This window comes from Streptomyces sp. NBC_01320 (assembly GCF_035974375.1).
GTDB lineage: Bacteria > Actinomycetota > Actinomycetes > Streptomycetales > Streptomycetaceae > Streptomyces > Streptomyces yanii.
Window position 1 is genome coordinate 3073141 of record NZ_CP108390.1, and the last position, 26537, is coordinate 3099677.

Annotated in this window: 22 protein-coding genes and 1 pseudogene; 12 read left to right on the forward strand and 11 right to left on the reverse strand. The window is 70.7% G+C overall.

All coding sequences use genetic code 11. From position 1 onward, the window contains the following. Positions 1 to 64: 64 nt before the first annotated feature. The 5 genes from OG395_RS14280 to OG395_RS14300 all read right to left on the reverse strand — a co-directional run bounded on the left by OG395_RS14280 (position 65) and on the right by OG395_RS14300 (position 10738). Complete coding sequence (locus OG395_RS14280; protein ID WP_327243269.1) at positions 65 to 1360, reverse strand: TIGR02679 family protein; 1296 nt, start codon at positions 1358 to 1360, stop codon at positions 65 to 67. Then, on the reverse strand, positions 1357 to 5460 hold the full coding sequence (locus tag OG395_RS14285; RefSeq protein ID WP_327243270.1) for a TIGR02680 family protein: 4104 nt from the start codon (positions 5458 to 5460) through the stop codon (positions 1357 to 1359). The genes OG395_RS14280 and OG395_RS14285 overlap by 4 nt, the downstream gene beginning before the upstream one ends. Next, a complete protein-coding gene (locus OG395_RS14290) occupies positions 5457 to 6710 on the reverse strand; it encodes a TIGR02678 family protein (RefSeq protein ID WP_327243271.1) in 1254 nt (417 codons plus the stop codon). The genes OG395_RS14285 and OG395_RS14290 overlap by 4 nt, the downstream gene beginning before the upstream one ends. Next, positions 6707 to 8302, reverse strand: a complete 1596-nt coding sequence (locus OG395_RS14295; RefSeq protein ID WP_327243272.1) for a TIGR02677 family protein — start codon at positions 8300 to 8302, stop codon at positions 6707 to 6709. The genes OG395_RS14290 and OG395_RS14295 overlap by 4 nt, the downstream gene beginning before the upstream one ends. A gap of 255 nt (positions 8303 to 8557) precedes the next feature. Continuing rightward, positions 8558 to 10738, reverse strand: a complete 2181-nt coding sequence (locus OG395_RS14300) for a hypothetical protein (RefSeq protein ID WP_327243273.1) — start codon at positions 10736 to 10738, stop codon at positions 8558 to 8560. A 172-nt stretch (positions 10739 to 10910) separates the two neighbouring features. Between OG395_RS14300 and OG395_RS14305 the strand changes: the two genes are divergently transcribed. From OG395_RS14305 to OG395_RS14345, 9 genes are all read left to right on the forward strand, one after another. Beyond that, positions 10911 to 11639: a response regulator transcription factor gene (locus OG395_RS14305; RefSeq protein ID WP_327243274.1), complete on the forward strand. Its 729-nt coding sequence runs from the start codon at positions 10911 to 10913 to the stop codon at positions 11637 to 11639. Then, complete coding sequence (locus tag OG395_RS14310) at positions 11632 to 13614, forward strand: sensor histidine kinase (protein WP_327243275.1); 1983 nt, start codon at positions 11632 to 11634, stop codon at positions 13612 to 13614. The genes OG395_RS14305 and OG395_RS14310 overlap by 8 nt, the downstream gene beginning before the upstream one ends. Before the next feature lie 123 nt (positions 13615 to 13737). Beyond that, complete coding sequence (locus tag OG395_RS14315; protein ID WP_327243276.1) at positions 13738 to 14175, forward strand: hypothetical protein; 438 nt, start codon at positions 13738 to 13740, stop codon at positions 14173 to 14175. Positions 14176 to 14253: 78 nt separating this feature from the next. Next, positions 14254 to 14856, forward strand: coding sequence for a class F sortase (locus tag OG395_RS14320; RefSeq protein WP_327243277.1), 603 nt, complete (start codon positions 14254 to 14256; stop codon positions 14854 to 14856). A 253-nt stretch (positions 14857 to 15109) separates the two neighbouring features. Beyond that, positions 15110 to 15931, forward strand: coding sequence for an N-formylglutamate amidohydrolase (locus OG395_RS14325; protein ID WP_327243278.1), 822 nt, complete (start codon positions 15110 to 15112; stop codon positions 15929 to 15931). A 74-nt stretch (positions 15932 to 16005) separates the two neighbouring features. Further along, a complete protein-coding gene (locus tag OG395_RS14330) occupies positions 16006 to 16335 on the forward strand; it encodes a hypothetical protein (RefSeq protein WP_327243279.1) in 330 nt (109 codons plus the stop codon). Between the two features lie 282 nt (positions 16336 to 16617). Next, positions 16618 to 16863 carry a hypothetical protein gene (locus tag OG395_RS14335; RefSeq protein ID WP_327243280.1) on the forward strand — a complete coding sequence of 82 codons (246 nt, stop codon included), beginning with the start codon at positions 16618 to 16620 and terminating at the stop codon, positions 16861 to 16863. Positions 16864 to 16929: 66 nt separating this feature from the next. Then, a complete protein-coding gene (locus OG395_RS14340; RefSeq protein ID WP_327249335.1) occupies positions 16930 to 17289 on the forward strand; it encodes an AraC family transcriptional regulator in 360 nt (119 codons plus the stop codon). A gap of 85 nt (positions 17290 to 17374) precedes the next feature. Further along, the gene (locus OG395_RS14345; RefSeq protein ID WP_327243281.1) at positions 17375 to 17785 is read left to right on the forward strand and encodes a VOC family protein; all 411 of its coding nucleotides are present in this window, start codon (positions 17375 to 17377) and stop codon (positions 17783 to 17785) included. Positions 17786 to 17978: 193 nt separating this feature from the next. On the opposite strand, the gene OG395_RS14350 is transcribed toward OG395_RS14345, so the two are convergent. The 4 genes from OG395_RS14350 to OG395_RS14365 all read right to left on the reverse strand — a co-directional run bounded on the left by OG395_RS14350 (position 17979) and on the right by OG395_RS14365 (position 22012). Continuing rightward, a complete protein-coding gene (locus OG395_RS14350) occupies positions 17979 to 18818 on the reverse strand; it encodes an ATP-grasp domain-containing protein (RefSeq protein WP_327243282.1) in 840 nt (279 codons plus the stop codon). Beyond that, positions 18815 to 19750 carry an ATP-grasp domain-containing protein gene (locus OG395_RS14355; protein ID WP_327243283.1) on the reverse strand — a complete coding sequence of 312 codons (936 nt, stop codon included), beginning with the start codon at positions 19748 to 19750 and terminating at the stop codon, positions 18815 to 18817. Before OG395_RS14355 ends, OG395_RS14350 begins: the two co-directional genes overlap by 4 nt. A 553-nt stretch (positions 19751 to 20303) precedes the next feature. Continuing rightward, positions 20304 to 20849, reverse strand: coding sequence for a hypothetical protein (locus tag OG395_RS14360; RefSeq protein ID WP_327243284.1), 546 nt, complete (start codon positions 20847 to 20849; stop codon positions 20304 to 20306). Beyond that, complete coding sequence (locus OG395_RS14365) at positions 20846 to 22012, reverse strand: helix-turn-helix domain-containing protein (protein WP_327243285.1); 1167 nt, start codon at positions 22010 to 22012, stop codon at positions 20846 to 20848. The genes OG395_RS14360 and OG395_RS14365 overlap by 4 nt, the downstream gene beginning before the upstream one ends. A 251-nt stretch (positions 22013 to 22263) precedes the next feature. Between OG395_RS14365 and OG395_RS14370 the strand changes: the two are divergent. Then, positions 22264 to 23292: pseudogene (locus OG395_RS14370) on the forward strand (amino acid permease); the annotation flags it as partial. A 32-nt stretch (positions 23293 to 23324) separates the two neighbouring features. Here the strand turns inward: OG395_RS14370 and OG395_RS14375 are convergent. After that, on the reverse strand, positions 23325 to 24527 hold the full coding sequence (locus tag OG395_RS14375) for a hypothetical protein (protein ID WP_327243286.1): 1203 nt from the start codon (positions 24525 to 24527) through the stop codon (positions 23325 to 23327). 37 nt (positions 24528 to 24564) lie between these two features. Here OG395_RS14375 and OG395_RS14380 point away from each other — a divergent pair, with 37 nt between their 5' ends. Beyond that, positions 24565 to 24699 (forward strand): hypothetical protein, encoded by a 135-nt coding sequence (locus OG395_RS14380; RefSeq protein WP_327243287.1) that lies wholly within the window; start codon positions 24565 to 24567, stop codon positions 24697 to 24699. A 133-nt stretch (positions 24700 to 24832) separates the two neighbouring features. Beyond that, positions 24833 to 24961 carry a hypothetical protein gene (locus tag OG395_RS14385; protein ID WP_327243288.1) on the forward strand — a complete coding sequence of 43 codons (129 nt, stop codon included), beginning with the start codon at positions 24833 to 24835 and terminating at the stop codon, positions 24959 to 24961. A 37-nt stretch (positions 24962 to 24998) separates the two neighbouring features. Here the strand turns inward: OG395_RS14385 and OG395_RS14390 are convergent, their stop codons facing one another. Continuing rightward, complete coding sequence (locus OG395_RS14390) at positions 24999 to 26324, reverse strand: hypothetical protein (RefSeq protein WP_327243289.1); 1326 nt, start codon at positions 26322 to 26324, stop codon at positions 24999 to 25001. Positions 26325 to 26537 lie beyond the last annotated feature (213 nt).

A 26537-nucleotide genomic window follows, 5' to 3' on the forward strand; every position in this document is an offset into this window, starting at 1 on the left:
TGCCGGGAGACGTGGGGCGTATCGCTGCGTCAGGGAGACCTCCCCGGTCACCGCGCGCTTGCCGCTACCTCGCCTGCTCCAAGTCCGCGAGGAGATCGTCCAGCACGACCTCCTCCTCCACCCTGACCCCGAGCTCGGTCAACGCCGGGGCCAGGGCGGGGTCCCAGGGGGCCGTGGCCGGTGTGCCTGTCAGTCGAGGGCCGCGGGAGGCAGCGGCCGCCGTACGGTAGTCGACCGCCGTGTAACGCCAGGGCCGCCAAGGGACGTGGCACAGCAGGTTCCTGCCGATACGCAGACCGCCCCAGTCGAAGTCGCCGTGGTACAGCAGGGTGGCGCCGTGCGCGTGGAGGTGGCGCAGGAGGGTGAGGGCGGCGGCCGAGGGCTGGCCCTGGAGGCAGACCAGTGCGGGGCAGTCGGCGCCGTACCTGTCGGCCGCGGCGGAGAGTACGGCCGGGTTTTCACAGATACGGACGATGGGGGTTGTCGGGTCCGGCAGTCCGCGAGTGAGCTGACGCAGCGTCAACACAGTGGGTTCGCCCGCGTCCGCCATCCAGTCCAGGGCGGGTGAGCCGCGCAGGTTCAGGCTGAGGACGGTCGAGGAGACGTCGTCCCTGAGCAGTCCCGCGGACGCCCAGGCCTCGCGCCGCCACTGGGCTCCCGAACCGTCCGGGAAGCCGGTCAACGCGCGGACGCCGGACAGGACCACGGTGGCCAAGGGCGTGCCGTCGTCCAGGGCGTGCGCTTCCCCCAGGACACGAGCCGCGAACGCGGGAAGCGAGGCCGGGGGGTCGGCGGGCAGATCGTGCAGTGCCGCCGCCCCCGCCAAGAGCAGGGTGTGGGCAGCTTCGGGGGTGCGGCACAGGCGGCGCACGAGCCCCTCGGCACGCAACCGGTCCGCCCAGTCAACCAGTTGAGGGGTGGTGGCCAAGAGCGGGGTGAGGGGCTCGTACGCCGCCTCCCAAGCCCGTGCCTCCCGGTCCCGCACCTCGCGGAGTGGGACTACGGGTCCGGTGAGCGCGATCACGGCGGCCGCGAGTCCGTCGGGGCTGATGCCTGAGCGGCGCAGCACCTCGTCCACCGCGTCGAGCCGTACGGTGAGGGACTGACCGACGCGCGGGGCCCGGCCGAAAAGACGATCGGCCGCCGCCCGATGTGCGGCTGCGGGACGGGCGAGGGTGACCGATCCGGTCAAGGGCTCCTCGCGTTCCAGGCGGCGGCGAGCGCGGTCCACCAGCCAGGACAGGTCCGGGGTACCCAGCAGGCGGCCCAGGCGTACGCGGTCGATCCGGTCGGACCCCGGCTTCTCTTCGGTCCGCTCCTCTTGGGCCAGTTCCCGTGCGGTCGGCTCCCCTTCGGTCATGCCCACAAGGACTCCTGTCCGGTGCCGGTTTCGGCCGGCGCCTCTGCGATGCGGACCGGCTCCGCGCCGCGCACCCGGTCCGTACCGTCCCACTCCCACCGGGTCACCAGTACCGCCGCCAGCTCGTCGATCCGCGAAAGCTGGGCGATCGCGATGCCGGGCACCTGCGGGTAGCACGCCCACTCGCGTTCGCTGGTCATCACCACGTCCAGGTCGAAGGCGTGCAGCAGGCCCAGGCATTTGGCGCGCGAGTCGTCGTCGACACCCGCGAACGCCTCGTCCAGGGTGACCAGGCGGGGCGCGTACGGGCTGGCCGCGGTGGCGTAGTGCGAGGACGCCGCCGCGAACAGCGGTACGGAGACCGCGAGGACGCGCTCGCCGCCCGAGGCGGGCCCGGTCGCCGGTACCCAACGGCCGTGCTGATGGCGCTCGATGCCGAACTCGTGCCAGCCGCGGTAGTCCAGCGCCGCGGTCAGATGCTCCAGCCAGCTGCCCGAGCTGTCGCTGGTCTGCTGCTGCGCGATCTGCGCCTGGAGGAACTCGCCCACCGCCGCCCGTTCCCCCGGCGACCAGGCGTCCGCGGACTGCCGCAGACGCTCGCGCGCCTGGGCGAGGCCTGCCGGCGCCTTGCGCGAGGGCCGCCACACCAGGCGGAGTTTCATGCCGGTGGAGGTGGGTCGTTCCTCCAGTTCGTCATTCATGGCCCCGACCTGACGCTCGGCCGCACCGATCAGCTCCTGCAGGGTGCCCGCGACCTCGGTGAGAAGGTGAGTCTCCAGGATCTCGCGTTCATGAGCGGACAGGATGCGCTGGAGTTCGCCGACCTCCATGGCGAGCGCCTCGGCCAGTTCGGGTACGGCCCGCTCCCGGCCCTGGTAGACGATGTCGACGACCATGCCGTCCTCGACCATCCGCGCCGAGGCGGTGTGCCCGTGCCGGGAAAGGGCGTCCTGGAGCTTCTTGTACTCCTCGCTGAGATGGCGCTGCACACGCTCCCAGGCGCCGTCCGAGTCGTCGATGGCGGAGAGTTCGGCCTCGACACTGCGGGCCATGGCGACGGCCGGGGTCGCCGCCCACGGGCCGGCGTCGAGAGGGGGCACCGCCACCTCCGGCAGGGCGACCGCCAACAGCCCCGTGGCGGTGAAGCGCTGGAGCGCGGCGACGGCTTCCTCGCGGGTGGCGACCGCTTCGGTGACGTCCTTCTCCAGCTGGTCGATACGGCCCTCGGCGCGGCTGGCGCGCCGGTCGGCGTGCGTTTGCGCCTCGCGCGCCCGCCGCTGTGCCTGCTCGCACTCGGTCAACGCGCGGGCCGTCTCGGCAAGGCGGCGCTCGAGTTCGGCGACAGCGGTACCGACCGTGGAACGCAGGGTGGTGTGGTGCGCGTCGGCGGCGGCCGCGGTGCGCAGGGCTTCCTCGGCGCGCGCGGCAAGTTCCTCGACGCGGACCGCGGCCTGTTCGGCCTCCGTGCGCTCCTCGGCCAGGGTGCGTGTCGCGTCGGTGCGCTCCCGCAGAGCGGGCCACAGGGCGGCGAGGACGACCGCATAGTCGGCGAGACCTCTTCGTACACCGGCAAGTCCCGCGCGGTCGGCGGGAAGGCCGAGATCGGCGGCCGTTTCGGTGGCCTCCACTGCGGCTTCGGCCGCTCGGCTTGCGGCATCGGCCAGCTGCCTGGCGCGTTCATCACGGCGGATACGGGCCCGGTGGGCATCGTCGTGGGCGGTGGCGGAACGCAGATGGGCGTGGCGCAGCGGGGCGTCGTCGGGTACGGCCGCGAGTTCGGCGTCCAGAGTACGGCGGCTGTGGGCCACCTGCTCATGCTCGGTCGCAGTCCGTGTCAACTCAGCATCCAGTACTTCGAGTTCGCCGCGCAAGATGGTGATCCGCTTTCGGCGCGCCTCTTCGCGGGCCCCCTCACCGACGTACTCGGCACTAGGCTTGGCCCAGCTGCCGGTGAGCGCGCCGACGCGGAAGCGGCCGTCCGCGGCCACCCAGGTGTCGCCGCCTCCGCCGCCGAGCCCGATCGCGGCGAGCAGCCGCCCCACCGCCTCCTCGCCCACCGGCGCGGCCCGTGTGTCACCGTGGTCGACCGCGGGACGCAGTACGTCGGCCAGCGACGCCCCGGCGACGAGCCCTCCCGGCGCGAGCAGCACATCGTGGCCCTGCGGGTCCAGGGCCGCCCCGTCCGGACGTACCCAGGCATCAAGCAGCCCGGAGGCCTCCAACGCCGCCTCGATACCGGCGCGTTCCCCCTCTCCGAGGTGCTCACGGAAGTCGACGAGGCGCCACAGCGGCGCCCCGGGAATCCGTTCCCGCACGCCGGGTGTGCGGGTGTACGGAACCTCGGGCCCACGCTGGCCGCCTGCCTCCAGCTCGCGCAGCTCACTCTCGGCCCGGGCCCGCTTCTCCCCCAGGGCCGTTTGTCGCTGCGCCAGCGCCGCCGCCCGGTCGGCCAGGCCGCCCGCCAGTGACCGGTGCGCCGTATCCGCCTCGGCCCGCGCCGGATAGGGACCGTCCAGATGCGTCACCCAGTCCTGCAGCCGGTCGAGCACCCCGACCGGATCGGGCAGCCTCAACTCGCCGCACCCGGCGAAGTGTTCCCGTACGTGATCCAGCAGCTCCCGGCCCGCGGCCTCGGCGGCTTCCTCAGCTTCGGCCTGCCGTCGTCCGGTGTGGCCGACCTCCGTCTCCGCCTCGTCGACACGCCGCGATGCCGCGAGCCGTTCCGCAGCGGCCGCTTCGGACCGCCCGGCCAGCTCCTCCACGTGCTCGACGGCCCGTCGTCTGCGCGCCACCGACTCCTCGGCTGCCCGACGCAGTTCGGGCTCGGGTGCGCCCTCGGTGCGCAGCTCGCCCTCCAGGCGTGCGGCCGCGGCGGCCTGCTCGCCCTGGGCCACCACGTCGGCCAGCAATTCCTGCGCGGCGGTCAGCCGGTTCCCGGCCACACCGAGGCGGCCGAGCGCCCGGGTGTGCAGCCGCGCGGCCTGGTCGCGGTCCGCATCGGCACGTTCCCGCTCGCCCCGAGTGCGTCCGGCGTCGATCGCTGCCTGTTCCAACTCGCGTGCGCTGCGCATCTCGGGGCCCGCGCGCAGCGCCGTGTCCTGCGCGGTGAGCCGTACGCCGGCCTCTTCGAGCGACGCGATCCGCACCTCGGCCGCCGCCCGGTCTTCCTGGGCGCTCTCCCGCTCGCCCTGCGCCTGGGACAGGTCGCGGTGGAGCTGCTCGTAACGGGCGTGCTCGGTGCGCGGAAGCCGCGCCCTGCGGCGGGCGGCGACCCGCGCGTAGCGCCGGTAGTGGTCGAGGAACGCGGAGGCCGCCCGCTCGGCCTCGGCCGCGGCCCGCAGCTCCTCCTTCTCCTCGTCCAGCGAGCGGAACGCCTCGGCGACGTCCGCGATCACGGCCTGGTCCATCGGCGGCAGCGCCTCGGTCAGTGCCCGCGACAGCGCGGTCTCGTTGGGTCGCTTCGACAGTTGCGGCTGGCGCAGCTGGATGAGCAGGTCGACGAGCGCCGCGTACCGCTGCTCGCCGAGGCCGAACAGCGCCTCGTCGACCGCCCTGCGGTACGCCTTCGCCTGGTCGTACACCATGCCACGCCCGGCGACCGCCTCCGCGAGCCGGTCCCGGGACAGTGCGGTGCCGGTGGCGTCGAGCAGATTCAGCTCCCCGCCGACGCGCTGGTCGGTGACGGTGTACCAATGACGGGCGATGCCGCGCCCGGAGACCGCCTTCAGCCCGCAGGCCAGGGTGCGGAAGTGGGCCTGGCCGCCCTCGTCGAGGCGCCCGAACTCGATCCAGGTGTAGCCCAGCCGCTCGGGGTGCGGGTGTTCCCCGCCGAGCAGCAGGTTCCACTCCATCCGCTTGTGTGGGTCACCGTCCGGCTCGACCCGGCGCGCGGACAGGTCGCCGTCGAGCAGGAAAGGCAGGGTGAGCGCGAGCACCTTGGACTTCCCGGTGCCGTTGTTGCCGCGCAGCAGCAGCCGGCCGTCGCGGAACCAGAACTCCTCCACGTCGTAGTAGAAGAGGTCGACGAGTCCGATGCGCAGCGGCTGCCAGCGCCCGGGGGAAGGGACGGGCAGGGCGGGGAGGTCGGGGAGGGCTCTCAACTGTGCTTCGCCTTTCGGGTCGTGGCTGCTGCTCCTGGATCGCGTACGACTGAATCGCGTACGACGATCTCGCCGACCGCGTACCGGGCGAGCGCGGGGCGAGGTTCCACGCCCCGGGGTGTACGGGTGGCCAGACCCAGGGCCGCGAGCTTGGCCACCGCCTGCTCGACCAGTTCGGGTTCGGCGCCCGGTTGCTTGGCGGTCTTGGACCAGAACCCGCCGTGTTCGGTGGCGAGTTCGCGTACTCGTCGCTGAAGGTCGGCGGTGGCGACGGGGCCGGTCGCGTCCGCGAGGTGCTCGGCGAGCAGCAGGGTGATGTGGCCATGGGTGCCCTGCTCCGGCATCCGTACGTCGGTGAGGTCGTCGTACGGGTCGACCATGGCGATGCCTTCGGCGCGTACCTCGGCGACCAGGCCGGTGAGTTCGGTGATACGGGCCGTGAGGAAACCGCGCTGCCTGGTCAGGTACGACAGCTCGGCGTCGGTGAGTTCGTCGTAGTACAGCACCGGGTCGTCAAGGAGGCGGCGGGTCAACCGGTGGCGGATTGCGCGGAACCTCAGCTCGTCGCTGTCCAGGGCGGTCTCGGCGGTCAGCTGTGCGAGCCGTTCCTCGAATCCGTCGACCCCGTCGGCCTGGACGATCGACGGGCCGACGCGGGTGGCGAGCAGGCCCGCGAGCACGCGTCGTTCGACGTCGTACAGCGCGTCGCCCGCCCCACTGACGTACGCCTCCTCGTCGCCCGCCACCCGCCGCAGGACACCGAGCCCCAGCAGGAGCCGGACCACTGCTGCCAGATCAAGGCGTTCGTCGCGGCGCTCCAGGGTGAAGACGATGCCCGAGGCGGCGAGGTGCGGGTCGGCGGCGTCCAGGACGACCTGTTCGGCGAGGCGGCCGAGCGCTATCTGCGCCTCACCGCGTTCGAGCGCGGCCAGGGCCAGGCAGAGCAGGACGTAGCGGCGGCGGGTGAACGGGGCCGCGGCGCGGGTCGTCTCGCGCGCGGGGTGGGTGGGGTCGGTGAGGGCGCCGGGAGCTTTGCGCAGCCGGGCGGTCCCGGCATCCACCTGGAGGGACCAACCGGCGTTGCGGTCGAACCAGTCGCGCAGCTCGGTGGCGTGCCGCCGTACGAGACGGAACTCGTCGGTGTGCGGGCCGTGGGCGAGCAGCAGGGGTTCCTTGAGCAGGGCGCGCGCGGCCCGCTGGAGGTCTGCGGTGTGCCGGCCTTCAAGGACCTCGGTCAGAGGGGTGCTCATCCCGCTTCCTCCTCTTCTTCTGCTTGTTCTGCTTCTTCCTCCGGCAGGGTGCTCGTCCCGTGCGTCAGATCGACGATCTCCACTCTGTGGTCCGGACCCCGGAAGACCCCGTTCGGGGTGCGTATCTCGGCGAGCGTGCCGTCGTCCAGGGCGGTGAGCCGGATCTCCATGGAGCCGTCGTTGCTGGTCGCGACGGTCCTGGTCATCCCGGGCCGCCAGGTGGCGAGGGCATCGCCGAGCAGTTGCAGGAACAGACCGAAGGCCAGCGGATCGAATTCACCCAGACGGGACAGCCGGGTTTCGCCCACGGTCGCGAGCCGGGCGCGGGCCGCCGTGGTCTCCGCCGCCTGCTTGGCCGCGACCTCGGCGAGCCGCCGACGCGCCTCGGAACGGTCCTCGACCCTGCGGGCCTTGCCGCGCCGCTCGTAACTGCCGGTGCGGCGCAGCTGCGGGCTGATCCGCAGCGGATCCGCCTCGGCCCACGGCGTGGACGCCGACACCGGATGCACTGCGCGCTCGGCAAGGGTGTCGGCTTCGACGGTCAGATGCCGGGCGGGGTAGAGCCCGAACGCGGCGCGCCACAGCCGGTGCCGGGCGCCGTCGTCCGGGGCGTCGGCGAACCACCGTGCGAGCGTACGGAAGTCCGCTGAACGGTCCGATCGACCGACCCGCCGCTCGTTCAACGACCGTACGACAGCCAGTAGTTGCGGGATCGCACCGAGTGCCCGCCCACGCAGCAGCCGGGCCTGCGACTCGCGTCCGTCGCGGGACAGGAACCAGGCGGCGAGTCCCGACCAGCGCCCGGCCCACTGCTCGTACGCCCGTTCCTCTGCGCGCTCGGCCTCGCCGGGGGATGCGTCGAGCGCCTCGCGGGCGGCGGCGGCCCGCAGCGCCGGCTCGACACGGTCCTCCAGTTCCACGATCAGCCGAGCGATCCGGCCGCCGAGGGTGATCAGGTCCTGGATGAACCGTTCCAGATACTGGATGAGCCGGTCTTTGTACGCCAGGAACACCTCGACTTCGACATCGTGCAGGTCGATGGTGCGCTGCAAGGACCCCATGAACACCCGCGCGTTCTCGGCGAGCGCCGTGAACCGGGCGGTCAGTACGGACAGCGCGAGATGCGCCTTGGCCGGATCGGGGTCGTCCTCGGCCGCGATCAGCAGGAGCGCCCGAAGCTGCGTGATGATGTCGTGCAGTGCGACGGCCTGCAGCGCCCCGCGCCGCCCGAGCGCCTCGTCATAGGTGGCCAGGGCCCCCTCGGCGGCCTCTCCGGCCTGGGTGAGCTGGTAGATGAACCGCTTGCGGTAGAAGTCCTCGACCGCGGTGACACGCGCGGTGTCCGGATCGGCCCGCAGATTGCCCCAGCCGGCCAGGCTGTCCAGTGCCTTGACGACGGTCTCGATCTCGGCGGGACGGCTCTCCATCGGTAGCGCCGCGTGCACGTCCTCGGGCCGCAGATGCACGGCGAACCGCTCCTTGGCGGTGAGGAACACCCCCATCACCAGGCGGTACAGCGCGGAGTTCGGTGCGGTGAGGTGCGCGAAGGGGGCGTAGTCGGCCCGCTGCGGACCGCCGTGCTTCGATGTCATCGCCCCGTATCCTCCCCGATGGACAGATTATTCCCCAGCCTGAGCCAAAACCATACAGAGTGTGACGGGTGCCGACCCGGCGCACGCCGGCAGCCCCCGAAGCGACCCGCACGCACGGATCCGGTTCTCCTCCGCCGTGACTGTCCGCGGGTGGATACGGGTTCCGGTCGCAGGTGGCCCTGGCCTGGCTGCCGGCCCAGGACGAGGCCATTGGGCCGCTCGGCCGCCGACCCGGCCCGGTGTCCCGCAGCGGCGTCACCGCCGCCGCTTGCCGCCCTTGCCCTTGCCTCCTCGGCCCGGCCGGCGCCGCTGATGGCCGCGGCCCAGACGCACAGCCTGCTGCCGACGGGCCTGCTCGGCGACCGCCTTCAGGTCCGCCAGGCCCGACCGGTCGGGATGACCGGATACGAGGGCCGCCTCAAGAGCCTCACGGGCGGAGAGTTCCTGGCCTCCCAGGACTTCGAGGAAGCCCTCGGGGCCCGCCGTCTCCAGGAGCTGGAGCAGACTCTCGGCGACCATGAGGAGGCTCTCGGCCTCGGTGAGGTCCTCGGCATCCAGGACCTCCCGGCGTACCAGGACACTCAGGGCGGTGGGTGCGAGGAGCGGGTCGCCGCGCAGGCCGCGCAGCACGGCCTCGCCGTCCGGGTACGCGTCGACGAGTGCGTCCAGCATGGCTTCGGCGCGGGTACGGAACGGGGCCGCGCGCACCGCGTCGGTCAGCTTCTCCAACGCCTCGGCAGGGCTCTCCCGGGCGGCGACCCAGGCAGCGAGTTCGGTGCGGGCGGCGTCCGGGTCGTAGTGCTCGGCGATGACGCCGAGGAGCCCGGCGGCGGGGGCGTCGGCGAGTTCACCGACGAGCGGGGCATCACGCCCCTCGGTGAGCAGCCGACGGCGTACGGAGTCGTGTCCGAGGGCGGTGAGGCGGATCAACTCGACGGGTCCGCCGGTCAGTTCCGCCCGCTGCTCCTTGCTCCGCTCTTCGGCATCCTCGCTCTCCCTCTGTCCACCGGCGACGGCGCCGAAGAGCTCGGCGAGCTCCGGCGGCATCCCGGCGGGCGGCAGCACGGACTCCTCGAGCGGTAGGTCGAGGAAGACCGGGTCGGCCATGCCCTCGTGCCGCTTGATCGCGCCCAGGTCCTCCAGCACATCCAGTGCGGTGCGCAGATCACGGTCCGCATGTCCGAGTTCCATCTTCCAGGCGTAGTGCCCGGTCAGGTCGTACTCGGCGCGGTAGGCCAGGTGCAGCGAATCGCGCAGCCGGGGCCAGGGCATGGCGTGCGGAAGGCTGTAGAGGGTGTTGAGAACATCCGGCACGATGTCCTGGAAGCTGTCGAAGAGCATCGACTCGACGTGTCGGCTGCTGCGGGTACCCAGGAGTGGTCCGCGCAGCTCGGAGAAGGTCTCGAAGGCACGCCGCCACAACGCGAGCGGGTCCTTCAGCAGGGGCTGCGCCTTGGCGACCGCGTAGAGCCGCCCCTTGACCACCCGGACCAGCCGGGCCTTCTTCGCCCACTCGACCGCAAGCCCCAGCCGCGGCAGCTGCGTGGAGGAGCGCACCGAATCCACCGCGTCGCCTGTCCCCAGCTCGGCGACGAGGGCCCGCGCGTCTGCCATCCGCAGGTGGCCCGTCGCGGTGAGCACGCGCCCCTCAGGGCCCGCCCAGTCGGCGATCCCTCGCAGCCACCGCAACGCACGGGACGTCTCGGCGCGCGCACGCAGCTCCTTCTCCGCGGGCAGCAGGACCGGCAGCTGCGGTTCGGCGCGTGTCACGGCTGCCGGGCCGCGCGTCAGGTGGTTGCGCACCACCTCGTCCAGTACGTCCTGGTCGTACGTCACCTCGCCTCGCTGAGCCCGCTCCACGAAGCCCTGAAGCGCCGCCGGATCGTGGATGTCGACACCCTGCTCGGCTGCGGTGGTCATCCAGAACTTCGCCATTCCCCAGCGGCCGCGGTCAGCCATGGCGGGGGCGTGCCGCGGTGCGAGGGTCTCGATCGCAGCCAGGTTGTCGGCCAGCGAGGCCCCGCGCGGGTCGCTGAGGCCCATCGCATCGAGGTAGCGCAGCAGGGCTGCGAGCGTGCCGGGCACATCCGCCGGCTCCTCGCCGGGCAGCACGGTGATCGTGCGCGGCATCCAGTCCAGCAGATACGCCTCGATGTGCCGGGGCTCCCACAGCCCCAGTCGCCCGTCGGGGGTACCTCGATGGCGATAATCGAGCGCCGTCTCGACGACGAAGGGGTCCACGCTCTCGCCGCGCTCCCCGGCCCACTGACCCATCCGGTGGATCAGCAGCGAACACGCTGCCTCGTATTCTTCGGTCTCCTCGGGCGCGAAGAACATCCGCATCACACCGGCCCTGCCTGTCCTGTCGTACGGTCCACGTCCGACCGCACGGTAGCGGTCCCCGAACCACCAGCGCGAACCGATCCTGTTCTCCACCGCCGTGACCGTCCGGGCACCCACCTCACCCGGAGGGCGTGGCGGCCGGTACGGCAAGAGCCTGCCCACGGGCGGGGGCGGAGAGTGTGCAGTGAGGGAGCGGCTCGGAGAGGGCGAGGTCCGCTGCCCGCCGGGCCGGAGTGGCGATCCGAACTCCTCTACGATCGTCCGGGTGTGCGCCAACGTCATCGTCGCGGAAGACGACCCGAAGCAGGCCGAACTCGTACGCCGCTATCTGGAACGCGAAGGGCACGCGGTCACCGTCGTCGGGGACGGTCTCGCCGCGCTCGACGAGGTGCGGCAGGGGAAGCCCGACCTGCTCGTGCTCGATGTGATGATGCCGGGGGCGGACGGGCTCGACGTGGTACGTGTGCTGCGGGCCGAGCACCGGGAGCTGGCGGTGCTGATGCTGACGGCCCGCACAACCGAGGACGATCTGCTGCTCGGTCTCGACCTGGGCGCGGACGACTACATGACCAAGCCGTACAGCCCGCGCGAACTGATGGCCCGGGTCCGTACGCTCCTGCGCCGCACGAAGCGGTCGGAGAAGGTGGCGCCCTCCACGGACACCGTTGACGAGGTGCTCTCCGTGGGCGCACTCAGGGTCGACCCCGCCCGGCACGAGATATCGGTCGACGGCACGTCCGTGGAATGCACGCCGGGCGAGTTCCGCATCCTCGCCGCGATGGCCGCCGAGCCCGACCGGGTCTTCAGCAGGCAGCGACTCCTGGAGGAGCTGCACGGCTTCGACCGGTACATCAGCGACCGCACGGTCGACGTGCACATCATGAACCTGCGCAAGAAGATCGAGCCCGCCCCGCGGAAGCCGGCCCGGCTGCTCACCGTCTTCGGAGTCGGGTACAAACTGACCGACCCCGCAAGGAGCGCGTCGCGTGCGTAGCCGTGGGCGGGTCGACCGCCGGCGACTGCCGCTCCGCAAGAGTCTGCTCGGGCGGCTGTTGGCCGTATCGGCGCTGGTGGCGGCCTGTTCGGTGGCGGCCACCGCCTGGCTCGCCGTACAGACCACCTCCGGTGCCATCAAGCAGGAGCAGGGCCAGAACCTCACCGCGGATGCCCGGATCTACACCAAGCTGCTCGGTTACGCGGCGGGTCATTCCCAGTGGGACGGTGTCGAGAAGACGGTCCGCGATCTGGCGACGCGGTCGGGCCGCCGGATCGCCCTGACCACCCAGGGCCGGGAGATCATCGCCGACTCCGCGACCGGGGCGTCCCCGCCCGCGCTTCCCACACAGGCGTCGGCCATGGTCGACCCGCTCTCCGTGGACACAGCGCTGGCTGCACAGTCCTCCGGAGCGACCGGCACCGCGGCCGATCGCATCGACCCGCGGGCGGTGGGGCCGTTCCGCCTGCCGCCGGCCGAACGTGCGCAGTTGCGTCGCACCGCCGACCGGGGCGTGGCGTGCCTGAACGACGCCGGGATCGCCTCGGACGTCGTCGAGGAACCGAGCGGGCGCCCCCGCATCCAGATCGTCGGCAACGACCCCGACCGGATCCTTGGCACCAGATGCTCGACCGACGCGCTGGACAGACCCACCGAAACCGAGAAAAAGGCACTCGACGCGCTCAATGAGCTGGCCGACGCCTGCCTGGACCGCCAGGGCCGTGCAGCCGTACACCTGCGCCTGGACCTCTCCTGGGGCCAGGACCCCGAGCCGGAACCGAGCGTCGGCCCGGTCCGTCGGCCTGCCACCGCTACCCCCGTCCCGGTGCCGACCGTCCAGAGCAGCGACAACGACCGGGCGATCGCGTCGTGCGTCGGCACGGCCCGCCGCGAGCAGCTCAGTTCGTACGTCGCCTCGCCCGCACTGTTGTTCATCGGGGACGCGGGCGGCGCCACCGTCCCCGGTTTCGATCTCTCACCGGCGAACACCGCCCGTATCGCCGGTGTCGCGGCCCTGGTCCTCGCCCTCACCGTCGGCGCCTCGGTGCTGGCTGGAGCCCGGCTCGTACGGCCGTTGCAGGCACTCACCGGTGCGGCCCAGCGGATGCGGGACGGCGAGGAGTCGGCGCCCGTACCGGTCACCGCGGACAACGAGATCGGGCGACTGGCCGCCACGTTCAACGACATGACGGCGCATCGTGCACGCCTTGAGGAACAGCGGAAAGTGATGGTCAGCGACGTCGCCCACGAGTTGCGCACCCCGCTGAGCAATATCCGCGGCTGGCTGGAGGCAGCGCAGGACGGCGTGGCGGACCTCGACCCGGCTTTCGTCTCCTCGCTCCTGGAGGAGGCCGTTCAGCTGCAGCACATCGTCGACGACCTTCAGGACCTGGCCGCCGCCGACGCGGGCGCGCTGCGTCTGCACCCGGCGCCGATACGGATCGACGACCTCCTCGGCCAGGTCGCCGCGGCGCACCAGGCCCGCGCCGAGACGGCCGGAGTGACGCTGACGGTAAGCACGGCGGACCCCGGACCCCCACCTCTCCCCCTGACCGCCGACCCGGTTCGGCTGCGGCAGGCCCTCGGCAACCTGGTGTCCAACGCGGTACGCCACACACCTCCGGACGGGCGCGTGACGCTGCGGGCGTGCGGCTCCGAGTCAGGTGACGAGGTGGTCGTGGACGTCGAGGACACCGGCAGCGGCATCTCACCCGAGGACCTCCCGTACGTCTTCGACCGTTTCTGGCGCGCGGAGAAGTCGCGGAGCCGCCGCACCGGCGGCAGCGGACTCGGCCTGGCCATCGTCCGCAAACTCGCCGAGGCGCATGGCGGCGCAGTGAGCGCATCGAGTACGGAGGGAAAGGGCTCGGTCTTCACGTTGCGCCTGCCGACGGGTCCGCATCGCACACCGGCAGGCCGGCCACCGGCGCCGTCGCAGCGTCCGGACGAGGCCGCGCCGGACCATCAGGGCTGATGCGATGACCACAGCGATCTGACAGCTTCTTCATAAGTTCACGCGAGGCTGACGGCATGCCCGGCGCCTGGTGCGAATCGGCATCCAGGCACCACCAAGGCCGGGCTGGAACTGGAGCCACGTATGTCCCACCGTCCCCGTCCGACCCTGCGCATCGCCGTCCTCACCGCCGTCGCGGCGGGCGCAGCACTCCTCCCCTCCACCACGGCCCTCGCATCGGTCCCTTCCGACGCAACGCCCAGCCCTTCGGTGACGTCCACCGAGCGGACCCCGGCGCCCGCTCCGGAAGCCGGGACGAGCAGGCCCGCACGTGGCGAGGGACCGTCGGTGGCGCCCCGAGGCGGCGTGGCCGCGGGCGACAGGCCCAGCCCGGTCCCGGCCGCGCCCTTGAAGCGTGGTTCCGCCGAGCCGCGTGGCGGCGTGGCCGCGGGTGAGCGGCCGATCGGCACGACGAGCAACACCACCGCCGTCGCGGGTTCGGTCGCCGCCGCGGCCCTGCTCGGGGGCGCGGGCACTCTGGTGCTGCGCCGTCGCCGCGCGACCGCGCATCGCAACGGCTGACCCTTGCGGTGGCGCCGCCCCTCATGGGCGGCGCCACCGCCCGTCTCCGCTCCTCCTGTCCCCTGCTCCGGAGCCCGCATGTCCCCTGCGCACCACAGACCTCAGCGATCCGCCGCGCTGACGGCTCTCACCTGCCTCACGCTCGCCCTCCTCACCGGCTGCACATCCCACGCCGCGGAGCCGGCACCCCCTGTCCGCTCCCCCACGCACTCCCCCGCCTCCCCCGCGGCGGAACAGCCCGCGGCTCCCGCCCAGGTGGCGATCCCCTCGATCGGAGTGACCAGTTCCTTGCTGCCGCTCGGCCTCAACGCGGACGGCACCGTCGAGGTCCCACCGGCGGAGAAGGGCATGACGGCGGGCTGGTACACCGGAGGTGCGATTCCGGGCGAGCGCGGAGCAGCCGTCCTGATCGGGCACAACGACACCCGGTTCGGCAGGGCGGTCTTCCACGACCTGAAGAAGATCGGCAAGGGCGCGGACATCGTCGTGCGCGACGAGCAAGGCCAGACAACCCACTTCACCGTCACCGGCACGGAGTCCGTGAGCAAGAAGGCGTTCCCCACGAAGAAGGTGTACGGCAGGACCGACGACCGCGCCCTCCGTCTCATCACCTGCGACGGCGCATTCGACGCCCAGGGCCACCCGGTGGACAACCTCATCGTCTACGCGACCGCCCGCTGACGGCACGCCCGATGAGGCCTCCACCACCTGGGTACGCGATGGAAGGCCTCCCGACACCCGGCGTCAACCCATGAGTAACTCCCGCTGATCGCTTCCTCCCGATAGCGGATCCGAGCCCCGCACGCCCGTCACCCCCGTCGCCCCACTCGAACACCGTCGGTGGACAATCGGATATGGCGAGGCGGAGTGCCGCAAGCCCGGCACTCCGCCTCGTCGATGTACCCAGCGACGATCCGCCCCGAAGGAACCCTCCATGCTCCACGCGCACCAGCCGTTCCGCCTTCTGCCCGGCGGGATCGCCTCATCGGTCCTGCTGCATGTGCCGCACTCGGCTCGCCACATCCCCGAGCAGGTGCGTACCGGAATCGAACTGGACGACAAGGCCCTGGAGCTGGAGCTCGACCACATCACGGACTCCCACACGGCCGAACTGGCCGCCGAAGCCGCTCTGGCTGCTCCCGTCACGCCCTGGCGATTCGTCAACAACCTGTCGCGGCTCGTCATCGATCCCGAACGGTTCCCCGACGAGCGCGAGGAGATGCTGGCGGTCGGCATGGGCGCGGTCTATACGCAGACCACGCATCGCGAGCAGCTCCGCTCACCGGAAGTGGATCCGGAGCCCCTCATCGACCGCTACTTCCACCCCTACGCGGAAGCCATGACCACCGCCGTCGACGAACGACTGGCCGCCACCGGCCGCGCCGTCATCATCGACGTCCACTCCTACCCGACGGCCCCGCTCCCCTACGAACTCCACGGCTCCGGACCGCGCCCACCGATCTGCCTGGGCACGGACGCCTTCCACACCCCGTCGGAACTCCTCGCCCAGGCCGAGAAGGCGTTCGCCGGTTTCGGGGGCACCGGCATCAACAGCCCCTTCGCCGGTACGTACGTACCACTGAAGCACTACGGCACGGACCCGCGCGTCAGCGCCCTGATGATCGAGATCCGTCGCGATGTGTACATGTCCGAGCCAGGTGGACCTGCCGGCCCCGGCCTGACCGCGCTGGCTTCGGCACTGGCCGATCTGGTCGGGGCAGTGTCCGCGGCGAGCGAGCCGGGGGCGCGAGCATGACCCCTCGCTTCGCCACGGCACGATTCCATGTCCGGTCCGGTCCGGACGCACTGTTCACGCGGGTGCGACACATCATGGGGGTGCCTGTATCGCTACGAACCGGCCGGCACGCGCTTGAGCGGCTGGCAGGACGGCACGCGCCGACCGGCCGGCTCGTCGAGTTCGATCCGGATACCTGGGAACTGGTCTCCGCCGACGTGCGGACCGACACCGGCAAGTGGGTCAAGTCCACCTGGAGCGTGGATGTCGACGGTCGGCGGTGGTGGGTGGTCATCGGCCTGGGGAGCACCGTCGTGACCGTGATCGATGTGGCTCCGGAGCGTGTGGGGCTGGGGGACGGGATCATCACGGAGGGGCCACTGTACGAGTTCGTCGCGGGTGTGAACGCGAAACTGATGGGCTGACTGACCGCGATGGGGATACAGCGAGGCCGGTCGCGCGAAGGGGGCCAGGCGACGTCCGCCGACAGGTCGAGGTGCTGCCGTACACCCCCAGTCGCGGGTGCGGCGCCCAAGATCAACCCCTCGACCACTGCCTGGTCCAGGTGGTGCTGTTCGTCGTACTCGACGACATCGTCGATGTCTGTCCCCTGCACGGTCACCACACGCCGGTCCGGGTATCGGTGCCGGGTGGCCTGGAGCGCCGAACCGAGCAGGCTCGGACTCGGTGAGTGAGGCGAGGCCGCCGTGCGCCCTGCCGTCATGATGCCGCGCCCGTCGACCACGAGACTCGGGCAGCGTTCCTACACCGGTGCCCACGACTTTCTGGTGAAGGAACAGTTCCGGAAGGCCTCGGAGACGAGAACGGTCCACCGGCTGGGTGACCCGCAGTGGCTGGGCGAGGCGGTCGCCCGGGTGGCTGTACCGAGCGCCTGGTGGGCCCCGTCGGCGAGCCGGCAGGTCAGGGAGATCACCGAGGACCTCGCAGCCTGACGAGGCCGCGTAGACCTGTGGTGGGATGGTGCCGTGAGCCGCACCGTCGAAGAGACCAACCGCCGCATGCTCCGGGCACGGGATGCGATGGACCGCGCGTACGCGCGGCCGCTGGACGTCCCGGCCCTGGCCCGGATCGCCCATGTGTCCCCGGCACACTTCGCACGTACCTTCCGGGCCACCTTCGGCGAGACGCCGCACCGCTATCTGCAGCGCCGCCGTGTTGAGCGGGCAATGTCCCTGCTGCGGGAGACCGACCGCAGCATCACGGACATCTGTTACGAGGTCGGGTTCGGCAGCACCGGCACTTTCAGCCGCACGTTCCGCGACATCGTCGGCCGGTCACCGAGGACGTATCGCAAGGAGACGGCAGCCGTGAACGTGCCCACGTGCTTCACGAAGGCGTGGACGCGACCGAGCATCTGAGCGCCGGTGCAATCCCTCCACACGGGCCGTCGGCTGAGCAGTTTTGGATAAGTTTTCGCCGGGCCGACCCACTAGCGTGATGCACATGTTCAACGCCATCACGCACTCTCAGATCTACGTCCTCGACCAGGACGAGGCCCTCGACTTCTACGTCGGCAAGCTCGGGCTGGAGGTCAACGCCGACGTCGACATGGGCTTCATGCGCTGGCTCACGGTCAGCATCCCCGGCGATCCGGAACGCCAGATCCTGCTGGAGAAGCCGGGACCTCCAGCGATGTCCGAGGAGACGGCTCAGCAGGTCCGTGAACTGGTGACGAAGGGCGCCATGGGCGGCTCGCTCATCTTCACCACGGACGACTGCCGGAAGACGTATGAGACCCTGCTGGGCCGGGGCGTGGAGTTCACCGATGAGCCCACGGACCGCCCATACGGAATCGACTGCGGCCTCCGCGACCCCTTCGGCAACAGCATCCGCTTCACTCAGCTCCTGGGTTGAGAACCGGAGGGCGTGCGTCGGCCGGGATCACGGCGGTGCATCAACCGATTGAAGCAGTGGCGCGGCCCGGCGATGCGATGCGACCAACTCACCATCGCTCGCCAGGCCGCGTTACACCCGCCGCGATCCTCAGCGGGGTGCACGTGTCGTGGTCGGGCGCGCCGAGCGAGTTCCTGGTGGAGGCCTGGGTGTGTCAGGCCTCATAGGCGGGATGAGCGAAACCGGGGCGCTGCAACGCCAGGGCTGCCAGCGCGGCCGGGGCGCCCTTCGGCCCGCGGATGCCCGGGAAGGCGTTGATGTCGACGACGACGGGCGTCCCTTCGCGGTCCAGCAGGTCGACACCGTAGACGTCCAGGCCGAAGACCTCGCCCATGTGAAGGGCTGTTTCCGTCCAGTCGTGCGGCAGGTCACGGACCAGTGCAGCCGGCAGCGCACTGTCCGGCGGGGCGCCCACCGGTGCGGGGCGCACCCCCGTGAACACCTCTCCCGCGATCACCCACAGCTTGTGGTCCCAGCCGCTGTTCGCGACGAACTCCTGCAGGACGACTGGCTCGTCGGGCCACTTTGCGGCAAGGTTCCGAAGCTCGGCCGGGCCGTCCACGCGGGCGACCAGGTCCGCGCGCCGGCTGTGGCGACTCTTCACCATGAGCGGATAGCCGTTCTCCGGCCGCTCCGCTCCGGGGAGGGCTTCGGACAGCGCGTCCAGGGTCTTGGTCCGGGGCATCGGCAGGCCGGCGTCTTCGGCCACGGCTGCGATCCGGCTCCTGTCCTGGCACAGCTCCGTCGCAGCGGCGGAGTTCACCACCCGGGCACCCTGTGCTTCGAGGAAACGGGCAAGCTCCAGTGCCCGGGCGTTATGGGCCTTGAGCAGGTAGACGTCCGCGAGATCGTCCGGGATCACCAGTTCCGACGGGCATCCGGTCCCGGTGTCCGGGTTCAGAAACGTCACCTGGTGCCCCGCCTCGATCAGTGCGAAAGAGGCGGCGGCAAGCAGCGGATGATCCGGCTTGTCGGTCAGCAGACACACCCTCATATCTGGGCGACTCCCGGTACGGCCGCCAGCATGTCCGCTTCGGGGTGCGGGTGAGGCTGTCCGTAGGGGATCAGCGACTGGGAGGGAATGCGCGGAGCCGGGGCGAGTACGCCCGTCCGCGCGCTGCCACCCGCCCTGGCCAGATCGAGGACGGCGCCGGCCAACCGGGACACGGCGTCCGGGACCTGACGAAAGCTCGGGAAGTCATTGATGTCGACAATGACGGGCCCATCGGGGCCGAGCACCACGTCGATGCCGTACAGGTCGAGGCCGAAGACCGCCCCCACCTTCGCCGCCGCCGCGGCCACCTCGGCGGGCAGGGGGACAGCTCCCTCCTCGACCGGCCCGTCCGGGTGGAGCGGGGAGCGTCGCAAGGTCGCGTGGAACTCGCCCGCGAGACAGTAGACCTTCAGGTCGGAACCGGGGTTGGGCACATACGGCTGTGCGATCAGTTGGCCCTCCCCCGCCTGCTCCGCCTCCGCCAGGCGCCCGGGTTCCGGCACGAACCGCACCCCCCGCCCCGAGCTGCCATCGGCGGGCTTGACCACCAGGGGGAAGAGCTCGTCGGGGACATCCGCGAACAGTGTGGCCCTGGGTGCCGAATAGGTCACCGGAACCGGTAGCCCGTGCTGCCGCGCGATGACCGATGTGAGGACCTTGTCGCGCACCGCACGGATCGACCGCGCGTCGTTCACCGTAGTCAGGCCCACGGCCGCCGCGGCCTCCAGAAGGGTGAGCCCGGGGCCGCCGGACACGGTCTTGAGCACCCAGGCGTCATGGGTCCCCGCCCGCACCTCTTCCGAAATCCGCAGCAGCGAGCCGCCGGGGCGCACCACGTCCACCTGGTGTCCCCACGACGACAGTCGTCGGGCCACGTCAAGTGGCATGCCGTCATGCCGGTACAGCTCTTCGACGAGGAAGCAGAGCTTCATCCCAATACCCCTCGGTGCCCCATGACTGATGAGGGCACAACGATGCCTTGCGGTGCTTTTCCGAACACCGCCAAAAGGGCAACGCTACGTCACGCTCACCCCAAAGCAACGCCGGCCGGGTGTTACTGATGATGCGTTCCCTCATCCAAACAGATCTTCGTAGGGCGCGGCCATGGAGTGGATGGCCTCGCACCGGCCGAGTCCACTATCGGGTCACAGAGTACGGAAGTGCGGAAGTACGGGTCCGTTCCGGGGGCAGACAACATCGTGACGCGCACGGGTCGAACAGCGGGGACGCCCGGGGTCACGAGCGCTCGCGACGAGCTGTACGTATCGTGGTCGGGTCGACCGGGTGAATTCCTGGTGGAGGCCGGTGTGTGAGGCCGCGCGTCGCTGCCCGCGGCAGCCGGAGTCAGAGCTGCGCCTCCCAACGATCCATCAGCTCTCTCGCCAGGGCTTCCCGGCCCGCCGTCAGTACCGGTGAGTCGAAGGTGAACGTCCGGCCGCCCGGTCCGAGGACTCCCCATACTCACCGGAGTTGTTTCCGGAGGCTTCAACGCAGCAAGTCCTCCGGCCTCTGCGGGACGCCCCGCAGATGGCGGTCGGCCGCTTCCATCGCGATCAGGAGTCGATAGCCGTCGTCTGCCACGATCAGTTCGCCGGCAACGGCCTCCCGCATGAGGTCGACCGTGTTCTTGACACAGATGCCTTTGCGGCGGGCGTAGCGGCCCGCTTCTCCGTCGTCCGTTATCCATACGGAGTCCGCCAACTCCCTGCGGTGCTCGATGATGACCAGCGTCTCCGCCTCACCCAGGTGTTGCAGCGGCCGGGACGGTGAGCCGCCGAACACCACGCGGCGTATGCGGTCCACGAGTACGGTTTCGGCCGGGTCGTCGATCTCGATGGGATCGCCGAGCCACCCGTCCTCGCTCACCTGGCGCAGCCGCGGCCAGTACCGGGTCGACTGCTGAGCCTCCGCCGCAACCGCCTGCGTCCAGCGCCCCCGGCCGTCCAGGACCTTTTCCAGCAGGCTCAGGCGGTCGACCGCCGCGAAGTTGCACAGCACAGTGTTGTCGGGGAACCAACAGCGGCGTGTCATGGCTGGAAGACCAGGTCCCCTTCGTCCGCGTCGACTGTGGACGGTGTGCCGTCCCCCGGCTCGGGTTCGAGCGTCGCGCGGATCTCATCGACGTCCAGGCCGGTGTAGGCGGCCAGCGGGCGCAGGGTCGTCTCTCCGGCGAGGTAGGCCTCGTACAGCGACCGGATGGGGCGGTAGGGCAGCCGTGCGGCTTCCGCCCAGGCAGTGCGGGCTGCGAACGCGTCGCTCTGTCCGGTCAGCAAGTGGCAAGCTTCCGTGGCGAGTTCACGCAGTCTGCCTCGTGTCTCCGCATCGATGAGGCCCATCTGGGAAAGCCGGGCGGCGAGTGCGCTCGGCGACACCTTGAAGCGCACGACGAGCGATCTGAGCTCCTCGTCCGTGAGGTCGCGCCCTTTCGCAGCAGCGTTCAGCTCGTCCCTCGGCATCAGCAGGCCGGCGGCGAACACATTGGCGCGGATCTCTGTCAGGTCCTTCTGTCGCCCCGGCGCGAGATGAGTCTCCGTGAGGAGGTCCTGGGCATCCCGGGCCAGGATGTGCCCGAGTTCATGGGCGAGCGTGAAGCGCTGGCGCGTCGGCACCTTCGTCCGGCCGATCATAATCAGCCGGAATCCGTCCGCCTGCCAGGCCGCACCGTCGACCCCCCTGGGCAAGCCGATCTTCGCCACGTCCACGCCGAAGGCACGCTCCACGACGCGGATCAGCTCGGATGTCTCCAGATCGCTGACCGCCGGTGTCCCCGCGGCTGCCAGGGCGTCTTCGGCCAGAGCCACACCCTGGTCGACATGGCGCTTCACCTCGCTCCGGACGGACGGCAGTTCCGGCAGCTCCGGTGACCGGCCGAGAAATTCCAGTACCTCGTGGGCCGTCGTGAACCTTTCGACGAGATCCCCGAGCCTGTCGCGCCCCTGGTCATCGGCTTCCGGGGCGCTTGCGCGGGCCGCGAAGGCAGGACGGAGCGGCTCGCGGCCGGTCAGCAGCCAGTCGACGGTGGTGTTGCCGAACTCGGCGATCCGGGCGAGGTCAAGAGACGTGAATCGTCGGACGCCGCTGAGAGACTTCGACAGTTTGTCGGGGGTCAGTCCTATGGTCTCGGCGAACGCTGCCTGGTGGACCGAGGCCGCGTCCATGACCTTCCGTACACGTTCGCTCACAGTCTCACTCATACGGTCAGCGTACGAGGGCGTTGCGAAAATCGCAACGCGCATCGATTGCGCCCCGGTCCCGGCGCCGCCGATATCGCAGCGCCCCGACCGCATTCGCGAACACCATCGCCTCCGTCAAGGCCTTCACCATCGCCCGCGGCATATCGGGGACGCACGGAGGCGTCCCCGCCCCCCTTGCTTACCGCCCCGTAACCTCTGATGTACCTCAGATTTATTCCTGAGTGATGTAGGGCACTGTCAGAATCACAGGCGACATCCCGCAGTGGATCCTCGCGCTGATCGCCCTTGCCGTCGTGCTCACCGCCAACCTGATCTCGGTGAAGTACTTCGGTGAGATGGAGTTCTGGTTCGCAATCATCAAGGTCTCCGCCCTGGTCGCGTTCATGCTCATCGGGATCTTCCTGGTGGTCACCCAGCACCCGGTGGACGGTCACACGCCCGGCTTCTCCACCATCTCCGACAGCGGCGGCATCTTCCCCACCGGCACGCTCCCGATGCTGATGGTGATCCAGGGTGTCGTGTTCGCGTACGCCTCGGTCGAGCTGTGCGGTGTAGCCGCAGGTGAGACGGGGAACCCCGAGAAGATCATGCCCAAGGCGATCAACTCGATCATGTGGCGCGTCGGCCTCTTCTACGTCGGCTCGGTGGTGCTCCTGGCTCTCCTGCTGCCGTACACCTCGTACTCGGGGGACCAGAGCCCGTTCGTCACCGTCATGGACAAGCTCGGCATCCCGGGCGCGGCCGGTGTGATGAACCTGGTCGCGCTGACCGCGGCGCTCTCCAGCCTGAACTCCGGGCTGTACTCCACCGGCCGCATCCTGCAGTCCATGGCGCTGGCGGGCTCCGCGCCCAGGTTCACCGGCCGGATGAACAAGGGGCAGGTGCCCTACGGCGGCATCCTGCTGACCGCCGGTTTCGGTGTGCTGGGCGTCGTGCTCAATTACGTCATGCCCGGCCAGGCGTTCGAGATCGTTCTCAACTTCGCGTCGATCGGCATCCTCGGCACCTGGGGCATGATCATGCTCTGTTCGCTGCTGTTCTGGCACCGCTCGCAGGACGGCAGGGTCACCCGCCCCTCGTACCGGCTGCCCTGGGCCCCCTACACGCAGATCGTCACGCTGTTCTTCCTCGCCGGTGTCGTCTTCCTGATGTGGTGGGGCGGCGGAGTGGGCCGTACGACCGTGCTGTGTCTGCCGCTGATCGCGGCGGCGCTGGTCGGCGGCTGGTTCGTCGTCCGTGGACAGTTCAATGGCCTTGCGCGGGAGCGCGAGGACACCTGACCTTTCCAGGCACCGGCGAGGCCCGCGCGGAGTCATTTCCGCGCGGGCCGTTCGCGTGGATGGGGAATGCCGATCTCGTCGAAGCGACGCATGAGCGCCGGCTTGCCCCGATGGGCCTCGCGCAGGCGTCCGGCCCGCTCCTCGAATGCGGCGATATCGCCGGTGCGTGCGTGGGCGGCGCGCAGGTCGTCCAGGAGCGCGGAGGCGCGGTCGTAGGCTGTGGGCTTCTTCTGCGCGATGAGTTCCTCGACCCTGCCCCAGGTCTGCTCCGCGTTGCGGGTGAGGTGGTCCAGTTGGTCGGCGCGGGCCGCCTCGGCGGCCTCGACGCGACGGCGCTCGTCCGCTTCCCGCGCTGCGCGTTCCCGCTCAAGGCGCCCGGTGCGCTGCGCGTGAGCGGCATTCAGCAAGTGCGCGGCGCTGCGCCGCGCCTCCGGTGCGGTGTGCTGGTTGTCTCCGGTCGCTTCCCGGTAACGGGCCAACAGCTCTGCTCCGGGACGCGGCTCGCTGCCCATGGCGGCGTTCAGTAGCAGGGCATCCTTCTCTACGGCGGGGAGCTCGGCAATGAACGAGGCGAGCCGTTTCCGGTCCGCCCGGGGCTCGGTCGCGGCTGCGCTCGCCTGCGCGGCTACGCTCAGCAGGTCCGGGTCGACGCGCAGGAACTCGGCCAGTGCCTGCTGCGTGCCGGTGAGCGTGCCAAGACCGGCGGGGACTGGCGGCTCCATCTCGCGCGCGTACTCCTCCTCGTCATCGTCCGCGAGCTCCCAGACGCCAAGACCGGCCAGCCACGCCAGGTACAGCGGCCGCAGGTCGCCCGCGGCGAGCTCGGCCCGGAGCCCGATGAACGCGGACAGCGTCCAGGACGCCATGGCCTCCCAGTCCTCCTCACCTCCGTCATCCGGCTCCGGACAGAAGTCCAGCAGGATGTGCCCTTTGCGGGTATGGACGCTCAGCGACTCGTCCAGCGCGTAGACCGATGCCGTCTTCGCAGGGAGCACGGCGGCGGGTAGACGCAGCAGGAGGCGGCGGCTGCCCCAGTTGGCGAAGTACAGGTGGGCGTCGTAGAACTCCTCGACCAGTTTCGTCGTATCCCCACGAAAGTCGCCCCAGTGGTACTCGTTGACGAACCGGGTCGTCGTGATGTCCGCCCGGGTCGACAGGGCCCGCACCTGCGTCACCTCGGCCTTGCTCAGCGGGCGGTCCACGGCCAGAAACTCGTAGTACTGGTACTCGCTCACGTTCTGGAAGCCTACCGAACGCTGCCGGTGTGCTGGGATGCTGCGCCCGGGTGATGCGCAGACCCTGTGCACGCTGGTGGACTGGCTACGCGGGGACAAACAGCGCGGCCCGTACGCCGGACTCCGTAAACACGTCCACACCGCCTGGGCCGTCCGTGAATGGCTGCCGTAGGGCTGCCACTCATCAAGCACAGCGTCTCTCGAACTCTGTGTGTGCCTGGGGTTTCCGGGCTTTTCGGGCGCGGCGTGGCCGTCTGCGGTTGCCGTCCGGTGGTCCGATCCTCGGGGTGAGGGGGTGGACTGCGGTGGCGTGCAGGTGGTGGAAGCCGGTCCGCTCGGCGGTGGGGCTGGACAACTACACCCAGCCCATCCTCGTCTGCTACTTGGTGAGGTACTTCGTCAAAGGCCTCACCGGCGGAGCCACCCAAGGGTGAGCCCCACCGCCACCGGACGAAGCCCAGGCTTCCTTGATCACGTTGCCAGGACGCGGCCGGCGGCGATGGCTGAGGCGATGGTGCCGCCGGTGACGACGGCCCAGGCGGCGATGATCGGGATGCGGGTGCTCCAGGTGCGCAGCGCGGGCGAGGTCGTGGCTCGGGCGAGGAACGCGTCGCGACCGCGCAGTACCACGAGGCCGACGCCGGTCAGGGTCAGCGCCATGCCGGCACCGAACGCCGCCACCATGGCGATCGCCGCGCCGACCTGGCCGGTCAGCAGTCCGGTGAGGAGGACGAGGAACGCGGACGGGGAGGGGAGCAGGCCGCCGGACGTGCCGAGCAGCAGGATGCCGCGCCAGGTGAGCAGGGACTTGGACGTCGGGATGTGGTGGCTGTGGCCGTGGTCGTGGTCGTGGTCGTGGCCATGATGATCGTGGTCATGCCCGTGATCGTGGTCGTGATGGTGTCCATGGCTGTAGCCGTGCTTGCGGTTGGTCAGGTGGCGCCGGAGCAGGCCGATGCCCACGGCGACCACGACCAGGGCCGCGATCAGCTGAAGCCAGTTCGTCACCGCTGCGACGTCCGGTGCTTGCTGGGCGGCGAGCCACCAGCCCACGGCGAGTACGGCGACCGACACGGTGTGCATGACGGCCACGATGGCGCCGAGCCACACCGCGTCCCGCGCTCGGCCCTGGCCGCCTACGAGGTACCCGGCCGCGAGCGACTTCCCGTGGCCGGGGGCGCAGGCGTGGAAGGCGCCCACGGCTGCCGAGACGAGAAGGGCCAGTGGCAGTACGACGCCGTGGTCCAGCAGTGCCGCAAGGTCTGTGGTCCACACGGTCGTCGGCGCCGTGGATGCGGTGGCGGCGGAGCTGCCGGCTCCGCCGAGGGCGAGGGTAAGGGTGGGGTCGCTTGCTGTGTGCAGGCCGCCGCCGCCCTTCTTTGTCACGGAGATCGTGCGATAGGCCGGGTTGACGTCGGTCAGTGCGGTGATGGTCAGCGCGACCTTGTCCACAGGTTCGGGGCAGGTGTAGTGGATCACGGCGCCCTTGCTCGCGAGCCGTGCAGTGTCCACCGCCCCGAGCCGGCATGCGCGCCCGTCCTGGTGCACGGTGATGTGCGAGCCGAGGTAGGCCGCCTCGTCCCCCTTGGCTGCCTGGTGCAGGACGTCCAGGTCGTTCTGCTGGGCCGACCAGGTGATGTCGACGGTGCGGCCTTCAGCCCTGACCTGGGCGACCGGCGGTGTGCCGAAGGGGTGCGCCTGGGCCGTGCCTGCGGCGCCGAGCAGCGCCAGTGCGGCGGCCAGGCCGAGCAGCACGAGACGGGCGGCGTGGGTGCGGGTGGTGTGGAGGATGTGCACAGCGGTGGTCCCGTCGGGAGTGGAACGCCGCGCGTTGCCTCCCCTGGCGGGGGAGGCAACGCGCGGACGGTGGGTCAGCGGCCGTTGCCGCGCAGGCGGCGGGCGGCCGGTGCACATCACCCTCGGCTTGATGGTCCTTCGGTCTGCCACGAGCCCGACCTGAGGTCCATGTGTGCCGAGGATGATGTGCAGGGATCGCTGGTGGGAACGCGG